At 63.1% G+C, this 9,607-nt stretch carries 10 protein-coding genes, 1 tRNA gene and 1 pseudogene; 10 read left to right on the plus strand and 2 right to left on the minus strand.

The window, feature by feature from the left end; translation table 11 throughout:
• Nucleotides 1–56: 56 nt before the first annotated feature.
• From RI518_RS05965 to zupT, 5 genes are all read left to right on the plus strand, one after another.
• Nucleotides 57–1,433, plus strand: coding sequence for a hypothetical protein (locus RI518_RS05965; RefSeq protein WP_310689607.1), 1,377 nt, complete (start codon nucleotides 57–59; stop codon nucleotides 1,431–1,433).
• Nucleotides 1,420–2,850, plus strand: a complete 1,431-nt coding sequence (murD, locus tag RI518_RS05970) for a UDP-N-acetylmuramoyl-L-alanine--D-glutamate ligase (protein WP_310689608.1) — start codon at nucleotides 1,420–1,422, stop codon at nucleotides 2,848–2,850. Before RI518_RS05965 ends, murD begins: the two co-directional genes overlap by 14 nt.
• On the plus strand, nucleotides 2,840–3,571 hold the full coding sequence (gene rph, locus RI518_RS05975) for a ribonuclease PH (RefSeq protein ID WP_310671376.1): 732 nt from the start codon (nucleotides 2,840–2,842) through the stop codon (nucleotides 3,569–3,571). Before murD ends, rph begins: the two co-directional genes overlap by 11 nt.
• On the plus strand, nucleotides 3,571–4,152 hold the full coding sequence (gene rdgB, locus RI518_RS05980) for an RdgB/HAM1 family non-canonical purine NTP pyrophosphatase (protein ID WP_310671377.1): 582 nt from the start codon (nucleotides 3,571–3,573) through the stop codon (nucleotides 4,150–4,152). Before rph ends, rdgB begins: the two co-directional genes overlap by 1 nt.
• A 155-nt stretch (nucleotides 4,153–4,307) precedes the next feature.
• Nucleotides 4,308–5,126 carry a zinc transporter ZupT gene (gene zupT, locus RI518_RS05985; protein WP_310671378.1) on the plus strand — a complete coding sequence of 273 codons (819 nt, stop codon included), beginning with the start codon at nucleotides 4,308–4,310 and terminating at the stop codon, nucleotides 5,124–5,126.
• A 44-nt stretch (nucleotides 5,127–5,170) separates the two neighbouring features.
• On the opposite strand, the gene RI518_RS05990 is transcribed toward zupT, so the two are convergent.
• Nucleotides 5,171–5,252 (minus strand) — tRNA-Leu (locus RI518_RS05990).
• Nucleotides 5,253–5,386: 134 nt separating this feature from the next.
• Here RI518_RS05990 and RI518_RS05995 point away from each other — a divergent pair.
• Genes RI518_RS05995 through RI518_RS06015 form a run of 5 tightly spaced genes read left to right on the plus strand, consistent with a single transcriptional unit; the run spans nucleotide 5,387 to nucleotide 9,348 of the window.
• Nucleotides 5,387–6,631 (plus strand): ATPase, T2SS/T4P/T4SS family, encoded by a 1,245-nt coding sequence (locus RI518_RS05995; protein WP_310671379.1) that lies wholly within the window; start codon nucleotides 5,387–5,389, stop codon nucleotides 6,629–6,631.
• Nucleotides 6,628–7,629: a type II secretion system F family protein gene (locus RI518_RS06000; RefSeq protein ID WP_310689609.1), complete on the plus strand. Its 1,002-nt coding sequence runs from the start codon at nucleotides 6,628–6,630 to the stop codon at nucleotides 7,627–7,629. Before RI518_RS05995 ends, RI518_RS06000 begins: the two co-directional genes overlap by 4 nt.
• Entirely contained in the window at nucleotides 7,629–8,639 is a 1,011-nt protein-coding gene (locus RI518_RS06005) for a type II secretion system F family protein (protein WP_310689612.1), read from the plus strand. The genes RI518_RS06000 and RI518_RS06005 overlap by 1 nt, the downstream gene beginning before the upstream one ends.
• Nucleotides 8,640–8,671: 32 nt before the next feature.
• Nucleotides 8,672–8,953, plus strand: a complete 282-nt coding sequence (locus RI518_RS06010) for a type II toxin-antitoxin system prevent-host-death family antitoxin (protein ID WP_310689610.1) — start codon at nucleotides 8,672–8,674, stop codon at nucleotides 8,951–8,953.
• Entirely contained in the window at nucleotides 8,950–9,348 is a 399-nt protein-coding gene (locus RI518_RS06015) for a type II toxin-antitoxin system VapC family toxin (protein WP_310689611.1), read from the plus strand. Before RI518_RS06010 ends, RI518_RS06015 begins: the two co-directional genes overlap by 4 nt.
• A 22-nt stretch (nucleotides 9,349–9,370) precedes the next feature.
• Here the strand turns inward: RI518_RS06015 and RI518_RS06020 are convergent.
• A pseudogene (locus RI518_RS06020) lies at nucleotides 9,371–9,607 on the minus strand (hypothetical protein); the annotation flags it as partial.

Below are 9,607 nucleotides of genomic sequence, written 5' to 3' on the forward strand. Positions count from 1 at the left end.
CTGGCCTAGGATTGGCACTGCTTCGGGCGTTGGCCCGACGGTTCAATCAGGGGGGTGTGAGCTGGTTCATGGCGTTTGACCCCACCGCCTACACCACGTTTTCCTACCGGGAATATCGCTTCTCGGGCACCCGTTTTGAGGCCACCTTTCACTTTCGGCTCTCCGGCGAGGCGGTGCCAGACATCGACTTCACCGAAAAAATACAGTTCACCCCGGGTCTTTCCGAACGGGTGGATACGCTGCGTTTGGACTCCCTCCTGGTCCTCCTCGGGGCCGTGCTGGGGCTTAGCTATTACAAACTGGCCGCACCGAACGAATACCGGATCGACGCGCCGGGGCTTACCGAGCACGCCCTGGACTACCTCGCCCTGGTGATCCAGGCGGGCATGGCCGAGTTTGCCTACCGAAACGGCCTCAAAGGACCGCTTCAGCCGGACATTGTGAACACCGCTCCGGGTGTGGCATCGGCGTGGCCAAAATCTCGTTGGCGCGAACAATACGGCGACCCGATTGTGCCAATCGGCGGTGGTAAAGATTCGGTGGTCAGCGTGGAGCTACTCCACCAGCACCGCCTGCACCCCATCCAGTTCGCCGTCAATGCCAACCCCACCATTCGTCGGGTGGCGCTGGCGAGCGGTCACCCGCTGGTGACCGCGCAGCGCACCATCGACCCGCGGCTACTGGAGCTAAACGCCGAGGGGGGCAAAAACGGCCACGTGCCCGTCACGGCGATGAATTCGCTGATCGCGCTGTGCCAGTCGCGAATCCTCGACGGGGGGCCCGTTGTCATGTCAAACGAGTCGTCTGCCTCCGATGAAACCCTCGAGGTGGAGGGCTGGTCGATTAACCACCAGTGGTCCAAGTCGTGGGAGGCCGAACGCGCCCTGCAGGACGTCATTGGACCCCAGGCGGGGCTTAGCTCGGAACACTACTTCTCGCTGCTTCGCCCGTTTAGCGAACTGCGCATTGCCGGGGCTTTTGCCAAATACCCCCAGTACCACCGGGTGGCCACCAGTTGTAACCGCGCCTACCGGATGGATGCCGGTGACGTGGGCTGGTGTGGTGAGTGCGATAAGTGTCGCTTTGTCTACCTCGCGCTCTCGGCCTATCTGGCTCCCGGTGCGCTGCGAGCCATCTTCGGCCGCGACCTCTTGCACGAGTCTGAACAAATCCCCGGCTACGAGGAGCTCTTGGGTCTCGCTCGGCACAAGCCCTTCGAGTGTGTGGGAACAGAAGCCGAATCCATGGTGGCCCTGAGCGTGGCGGCCAGGCGGCAAGAGTGGGCGGGACACCGAGTGGTCGCCCACTTTGAGGACGTCATTCCGGGCCTCGCGGACGTCCACGAAGAACTCGAACACCGTGTCTGGAGCGCCTCGGCCGACGGGGCAACACTGCCGCCCGCGTATCAGGAGGCCCAGGGTGCGCTTCGCTGAACACGGACTCACCCCGGCCGATCTCGCCGGATTGCGCGTGGCCATCGTCGGCGTTGGCCGAGAAGGCCACGCGGTGGCGAAAATGCTGCTGCGGGATGTCCCGAGTGCGACGCTTTTAGCGCTCGACCAGGTCGACGGTGATCACGCCGCGGCCTGGCGGGAAGCATTCGATATTCCCCTGCACACGGTGAGCGGTGAGCACGACCTGCCCGCGGGAATCGACATCGCCGTGGTGTCCCCGGGTGTGGCGCCGGCAAACCCGCTATTTGGAGCTCTTGAGGCCGCCGGAGCGCGGGTGACGTCGGGAACGGACCTGTTTTTCTCCCTCCACCATTCGCGCATCATCGGGGTGACCGGAAGTAAGGGAAAATCGACCACCAGTGCGGTGATCCACCACCTGTTGCGCGCCCACGGAGTGGACGCGGTGCTGGGGGGCAATGTCGGTGTGCCCCTGTGGGACCTCCCGGAGGCCAGCTGGGTGGTCGCGGAAGTCTCCAGTTATCAGGCGAGCACTCTGCATTATTCCCCGCACACGGCGGTATTGACCGCCCTGTTTGAAGAACACATCGACTGGCACGGCAGCTTCGATCAGTACGCCACCGACAAACTGAACCTGGTGGGCCACGGCCCCCGACACGTCGTGGTCAACACCACTCAGCAGACGCTGCTGGCCGAATTGCAGAAGCGGTATCCGAGTCTCCCCCGACACAACGTCGGTGAGGGCCAGCCCTGGCACATCGCACAGCGAGACGGCCAGGCCGTGCTCGCCCACCACGACCGGGAGATTATCCGGCTCGATCAACTGAGCGTCGTGGGCGAACACAATGCCTGGAACGTCCTGCTCGCCCTCGGCGCCCTCGAGAGCGTGACCACCATCGATTACGCCGTCACCGCCGAAGCGCTCGCGTCGTTTCGCCCTCTACCCCACCGCATGGAGCCCGTACCGGACGCCTCCGGGGTGCGCTTTATCAACGATTCGCTCTCGACGAACCCGCCAGCGCTCGCCGCCGCACTGCGCTCGCTGCGCAGTGCGGGCGTGATCGCCCTCGTGGGCGGTCGAGACCGCGGTGTCGATGACGGGCCGCTTCGAGAAGAACTCGTCGCACACCCCCCGACGGCACTGATTGGCCTCCCCGATTCGGGTCCGGCACTTCTGGAAAAAGTGCGAACCTGGCTTCTCGACGCCGGCATCGATGAGGGCCACTGGCCGCAATTGGTTGACGCCGCCGACATGGCTGATGCGGTGTCGACTGCTCGAAGCATCGCCAGGCCGGGCGACGTCGTTGTGCTTTCGCCAGGGGCTCCAAGTTTCGGCAGGTACCGTGACTACCAAGAGCGAGCAGAAGATTTCATCCGTGCGGTCCACGCGAGCACGCCTCACGGTCTCGAGGAGAGGACACCACCCCATGACGCTTAGCCGGTCCCAGGGAAGGAATCGCCGCACACTGCGTGAGGTCAGCATTGAGCGCGGCTGGTCAGAAAACGCCGAAGGCAGCGCACTGGTGAGCTTTGGCAACACCCGAGTGTTGTGTACTGCGTCGTTTCAACCGGGCGTTCCGCGGTGGTTGAAAGGCCAGGGCACCGGCTGGGTGACCGCGGAATACGGAATGTTGCCTCGTTCCACCAATTCCCGGATGGACCGCGAAGCGGTGAAAGGCAGAGTCGGTGGTCGCACCCACGAAATTTCTCGCTTGATTGGTCGGTCGCTGCGCGCCGTGGTGTCGTATTCGCAACTGGGCGAAAACACCATCGTCATCGACACCGATGTGTTGCAGGCCGATGGCGGCACCAGGACAGCGGCCATCACGGGAGCCTACGTGGCCCTCGCCGATGCGATCAGCTGGGCAAAACAACAGGGTCACGTCCCCCAGGGTGCCAACGTGCTGATCGACGAGGTGGCCGCGATCAGTGTGGGCATCGTCGAGGGTGAACCGGCACTGGATTTGGACTACAACGAGGACTCCACCGCGGAGACCGACATGAATGTGGTCGCCACCGGGCGGGGCCTGCTCGTTGAAGTGCAGGGCACCGCGGAGGGTCAACCGTTTTCGAAAGACGAGCTCGATGAGCTCGTCGACCTCGCACTCGAGGGTATTTCCACACTCGTGGATATCCAGCGACACACATTGGAGTCCTAATGCAACTCGTCTTCGCTAGTCACAACGCGCATAAGCGCGATGAGGTTCACACCCTGATGGCTGAGGTGTGGCCGTCGGTCGACATCACCGGCCCCCACGGCGACGCGCCGGTGGAATACGGCGACGCGTTTGTCGACAACGCGCTGATTAAAGCGCGGGTGGGGTTTGCCGATAGCGGCCAGCCCACCATCGCCGACGATTCGGGCATCTGTGCCGATGCGCTCGATGGAGCACCCGGCATCCACTCCGCGCGTTACAGTCCAAGCGGCGATGATGCCGATAACGTCTCGCTTTTGCTGGAAAACATGGAGGGTGTGAGCGATCGCCGGGCCTATTTCGTCTGCGTTGCGGCACTGGTCGACGCCGACGGTGAACTCACCATCGAGCGTCGCTGGTACGGCACCATCGCCGAGGCACCCCGAGGTGCGGGCGGTTTTGGCTACGATCCGGTGTTCATTCCCGACGGTCAAGACCACACGGCGGCAGAAATGACCGTGTCGGATAAAAACCGGGTGAGCCACCGCGGGCAAGCATTCCAGGCTCTCGCGGGAGCCCTCATTGAGCGGTACCAGGGAGTCTAAAAAGACACCCCCGAAGGGCCCCGGAAGAGCGCTCCGACTCCAAGGCCCCCGACGTCCCCGCCCCGGATGTCCTGGCTCTGAGGGCTGTGGAGGGTTCAGCCGAAGGGATTGTGTGTTCCATGATGCCCGGGGCGGCGTTGCTAAGCTCAGTCGTGATGGACAGCCCAGTACTTCTCGCCTTTCTGGTGACCCTCGGTGCAGGGTTGTCCACCGGTATTGGTGCGGCTCTGGGGCTTTTTGCGAAAACCACCAATGACCGATTTCTCGCTTTAGCGTTGGGCTTTTCCGCGGGCGTCATGCTCTATGTGTCGTTTGTGGAAATCATCCCCAAAGCGATGGATTTTCTCTCCTCCGACAGCGGCGGCAGCGGGCTACTCGAAGCGTCGGTGGCGTTTCTCGCGGGAACACTGCTGATGGCGGTGCTCTACCGATTTTTGCCAGACCTTCCCCTACCCAACGAGGAAAAACGACGCCTCGCCAAAGCGGACGTGGAGAGTCAATTTCTGGTTGAACCCGCCCGGCGGCTCTTTCGTGCGGGTCTGCTCGTGGCCCTCGCGGTCACGATTCACAACTTTCCCGAAGGGATTGCCACCTTTTTTCTCACCCTGGATGACCCCGCCGTGGGGTTATCGGTGGGTGTCGCCATCGCCATTCACAACATTCCTGAGGGCATCGCGGTGGCGATTCCGATGTATTTTGCCCTGCGCAATAGGTTGTGGGCGTTTGGGTTGGGCGTACTGAGCGGTTTGGCCGAGCCCCTGGGCGCTGTCCTGGGCTACCTGGTTTTACAGCCCTTCATTTCTGACGGGCTACTCGGGGCCCTTTTCGCCGCCGTCGCGGGAATCATGGTCTATATCGCGCTGGATAGCCTGCTCCCCGCGGCCAGGGAGTTTGGTCGAGGTCAACTCGCCATTTACGGGGTGATCGCCGGGATGGCCATCATGGCGGCCTCCCTGGTGCTCTTCGAGGTGTAGTCGACGGCCCACCCCGTTGTGGCTACCCACTGGGTTGTACTTTGTGCGGAAGGGGGGACTTGAACCCCCACGCCCGAAGGCACAGGAACCTAAATCCTGCGTGTCTGCCAATTTCACCACTCCCGCAGCGCTCACAGTCTATCCCGCGGCCGGTGAGGCACACGGTGTCCCGCGAGGCGGTGTGGCAGCGGCATACCGTTCTGTCGTGATGCTGGGGACAACTCCTGCACGGTGTCTGCCGCCTTGCCACGGTGGTGGGCATGAGTACTTTTTTCTCACCCCCCGGTGGTCCCCAGGTAGCCCCAGCGAATGACTCTCGCCTCGCAGAGCAGATTAGGCGGCGAGCGGTTCAATCGGTAAACGCCCCGCTTGCTGGCATTGTCGATGAGGAAATTGCTCGACACGCAGAAGCGAGCCTGGGCGGCGAGGTGTTAGGGGAGGCGGGGGAAAAACAGCTTCGCTCCAGTCTGCGCGCCACCCTCGAGGGTCTTGGCCCCCTCCAGGAAGCACTCGACGATCCCGAGGTCGAAGAAATATGGATCAACGCCCCCGACCGGGTGTTCATTGCGCGGTCGGGAATCAGTGAAGCCCTCCCACTGGTACTGAGCGACGAGGAAGTTCGGGGACTCGTCGAGCGGATGTTGCGGCCCACCGGGCGGCGCGTGGATATTTCCCAACCCTTTGTCGACGCGTCGCTCCCGGATGGCTCGCGGGTGCACGTGGTGATTCCCGACATCACTCGCGCGCACTGGTCGGTCAACATCAGGAAATTTAGTAAAGCCATCCGAGACCTCGCCGACCTGGTCGAGCGGGGGGTGTTGTCGCTGGCTGCTGCCCACTATCTCCGCGCGGCGATTCGGGACGGCAAAACCGTGCTGGTCTCTGGCGCCACCCAAGCGGGTAAGACCACACTGCTCCACACCCTGTTGCGGGCAGCGCCCCCCGAGGATCGCGTGGTGAGTGTGGAGGAAACGTTTGAGCTGGATTTGGGGATCCCCGATCACGTGGGGCTTCAGTGTCGAGGCCCCAGCCTCGAGGGCACCGGGGAGGTCACCCTGCGCCGTTTAGTGAAAGAGGCGCTTCGAATGCGGCCCGACCGAATTGTGGTGGGCGAGGTGCGCCAGGCCGAAGCACTCGATTTGCTCATCGCGTTGAACTCGGGCCTTCCCGGAGCCTGCACTATCCACGCCAAAAGCGCACGCCACGCCCTGGAAAAACTCTGCACTCTGCCGCTGTTGGCGGGGGGCAACATTGACCGCGGCTTTGTCCTCCCCACCGTCGCGGGGGTGATCGACGTTGTCGTCCACGCAGAATTACGCCCCGATGGATCCAGGCGGGTCCGAGAGATCATCGAACCCCGAGGTGTACAGGGCGGCGGCATTGACGCGGACACCGTGTTCGATTGGCGAAGCGGCGAACTCGCCCGGGTACACATCGGCCCGGAGGGCACCCATTCGGCGAGCTCTGACGACCAGCTGGAGCGTGACCCTGGAGCTTTCGGGTGACCTGGTGGGAGGCGCTCGGTGTGGTGTGGGGGCTAAGCCTCGCCGCGGGACTGCTGCTGTTACTGCCGCGGGGTGAAAGCCCCCTGGGTCGCCTGGCCCCTGCCACCCCGGAGGTGACGGATGCGGGCAGTGGCTCTGGGACCGGGGCAGGCGCTGTGTCACCCGGCGTGCGCCACGCGTCGAAGCCCTCACAGACTCGCGTGGCGGGCCGGGTGTTGGCCCGACTGCAGCAGTCACTGGACCAGGCGGGCTGGGGCGGCTTGAGAGCCCCCGTGGTAATCGCGCTGTGGAGTGTGGTGTCGCTGATTATCGGGGCTTTAGTGGGGGTGTTGATTCCGATTCCCATTTTGATGCCCCTCGCACTGTTCGCCTCCGGCCTCGGTGGCCAGGCCGTGTTGCGCGGGCGCATCGAAGCGCGGCAACGACGCTTGAGAGCCGCATGGCCGGGTTTGGTCGACCACGTTCGACAGGTAATCCGCTCCGGCGGTCAAGTGGCCGAAGCGGTGGCGGGTTTGGAGCACCACTCGCCGGAGGAGTTGCGGGCGTTTTTCGCGGATTTTGGTCGGGCCGTCGAATCGGGTGCGAGGGTCGATAGTGCCCTGGCGCAGTTAAAAGACGACGTCGCTGATCCGGTCGCGGACCGGATCATCGAAGCCCTCCGAATGGCTCACGAGGTGGGTGGTCGGGAACTACCCGGCGTGCTGCATTCACTGCAGGCCAGTGTCCGGGCCGATATCGCGGTTCGAGAAGATGCTCTGGCCAAACAGTCATGGATTCGGGCGGCGTCACGGCTTGGGGTGGCCGCCCCGTGGCTGGTCTTGGTGGTCCTCTCGGGTCGCACCGAGACCCTTCAGGCCTACGATTCGGCCGCGGGCGTGGCGATTATTGTGGCGGGGGCTCTTTTCAGTGTCCTGGCCTATCGCATGATGAGTCGACTGGGCCGCCTCCCGGTCGACCAACGCTGGTTTGCCAACGAGTCGCCGGGTGCGAGGTCGTGATGCCGGCGACGCCCGATGCGCTTGGCGCCCTGGCCGTGGTGCTGGGCCTCGGCGTGGGGCTTGGCCTGTGGTCGGTACTCGCCACCTGGTGGGGGGTATCTGATTCGGGGGCCGAGGCTCGAGTGAGTAGTCCGATGCTTCGCATCGCCCACGCCCTTCGAGACGTCTCTGCTCCGGCCAGGGCGGAACTTGCGCCCTGGCACATCGACCCGGTGAGTGTGGGCGGGGTGATCATCTCTCCCGCCATCACCCGACTCACCAATGGCTTACACCTGCTCCTCGGCGGTGATGCGGTGGCGAACCGGCTGGTGGAACAGGCCGGAGTGGACTACGGGCCCGAGGAGTATCGACTGCGTCGGGTGCTCTGGGCATTAGCGGGAGCCGCCCTGGGGGTGATTACCACGCTCGGTGCCGCGTTTGGTCAGAGCGCCCTGCAGGCCACCGGGCACGAAACACCGGGTGGCCTGGGGGCGAGCGCTGCGGCACTGTTGGCACTCGCGATTGGTGGGGTGATCGGCGCTGGAGCGTATGACCGAATGCTGCGCCGGGTGGTGGCCAAGCGAAGCGAGCGCTTGGCCGAAGAATTTCCCAGCATTTTGGAGCTGTTGTCCCTGGCGCTCGCGGCGGGGGAATCACTGCCCGGTGCTCTCTCTCGTATCGCCCAGCGCGGGCACGGCGAGTTAGCCGGGGAGTGGGCGCGCGTGATGCGCTTAGTGGAACTGGGGGAGCCGCTGGGCCCCACCCTTCGCGACTCTGCTGGGCGCCTGGCGGTTCCAGAAATTGAGGCCCTGGTGGAGCATTTGGCGGCTGCTTTGGAGCGCGGTGCACCACTGGCGGAAGTGGTGCGCTCACACAGCGCTGATTCGCGTCACCAACGCCTACGGGCCATTGTCGACCGGGCCGGTAAGGCGGAGGTGTGGATGTTGGTTCCCCTGGTGATGGTGATTCTTCCCACGACCGTGATTTTTGCGGTGTGGCCCAGTTTGCAGACCCTTCAGAGTGGTTTTTAGAAGAGGACACAAAAAGTGCTACTTTGTAGAACATGGAGGAAAAGATGGTCGGTATTCGCCAGCTCAAACAAAACGCCTCAGAGGTGATGGCCTCGGTGAAAAAGGGTGCTCGAATTATTGTGACTGACCGTGGTAGACCCGTGGGGCGCATTATTCCGATGGGTCAATCACCCCTTGACGACCTTGTGGAAGCAGGGTTAATGAGCGAACCCACTCGCTCTTTTGCCGAGGTGGTCACCGCTCTTACTCCTGCGACACCTGCTGGTGTCACGACCCAGGAAGTACTGGATGAGATCCGCGAGGAACGGGTATGAGGGTCTTTTATCTGGACACCTCAGCGGTGATGACGTTCCTTCAAAAAGAGGATCGCACCGCAGCCCTGGGGGACTGGAAGGACACTCTCGAGTCGGCGGATCACATAGTGTCCTCCGACATCTTGCGCACCGAGTTGCTGCTCGGCGCCTCTCGTCTCAACGTGCCACTTCTCGATGTCGGCGCACTGCTGTCATCGATGTCCTTGCTTACCGTAACCGCGGGGTTGTGTGAGGCTGCGGGCCGACTCTCCGGTTTGAGTCTAAGAAGTCTCGACGCGCTGCACATCGCCTCCGCGATGAGCCTCACCAGTTCGTTAAATGCACTAGTGAGCTATGACACACGAATGCTTCATGCTGCCAAGCAATTGGGCATTCCCACTCTCGCACCGACCTAAGCCGCGTCCCCATCACGTCGTGCTAATCGTGTTGCGGTGAGGCCTGTTGGGAGAGGTGCGGAACGGAGCTATCGCCGTAGCTGGCGCTTACTTCGCTGATCACCACCTGGTAGGAGTGGTACCAGCGTTGGTAGTTCTTTTTCGCGACAAGGTGTTCGGGAAATCGGGAAAATTCGCCGAGGGATTGCCGATCCCTCCAGTAGTAGATCGAGTTCTGGGTTTTGCCATCGGGGGAGAGCCAGCGCTCAGCCCCCACAAA

Origin of the sequence: Pontimonas sp., from assembly GCF_031581085.1 — a bacterium.
GTDB lineage: Bacteria > Actinomycetota > Actinomycetes > Actinomycetales > Microbacteriaceae > Pontimonas.

Excerpts from the sequence above, each read along its gene's own strand:
- rph (WP_310671376.1), top strand. The coding sequence starts at position 2,840 with ATGACGCTTAGCCGGTCCCAGGGAAGGAATCGCCGCACACTGCGTGAG.
- rdgB (WP_310671377.1), top strand. The coding sequence starts at position 3,571 with ATGCAACTCGTCTTCGCTAGTCACAACGCGCATAAGCGCGATGAGGTT.
- zupT (WP_310671378.1), top strand. The coding sequence starts at position 4,308 with ATGGACAGCCCAGTACTTCTCGCCTTTCTGGTGACCCTCGGTGCAGGG.
- RI518_RS05995 (WP_310671379.1), top strand. The coding sequence starts at position 5,387 with ATGAGTACTTTTTTCTCACCCCCCGGTGGTCCCCAGGTAGCCCCAGCG.
- RI518_RS06005 (WP_310689612.1), top strand. The coding sequence starts at position 7,629 with ATGCCGGCGACGCCCGATGCGCTTGGCGCCCTGGCCGTGGTGCTGGGC.
- RI518_RS06010 (WP_310689610.1), top strand. The coding sequence starts at position 8,672 with ATGGAGGAAAAGATGGTCGGTATTCGCCAGCTCAAACAAAACGCCTCA.
- RI518_RS06015 (WP_310689611.1), top strand. The coding sequence starts at position 8,950 with ATGAGGGTCTTTTATCTGGACACCTCAGCGGTGATGACGTTCCTTCAA.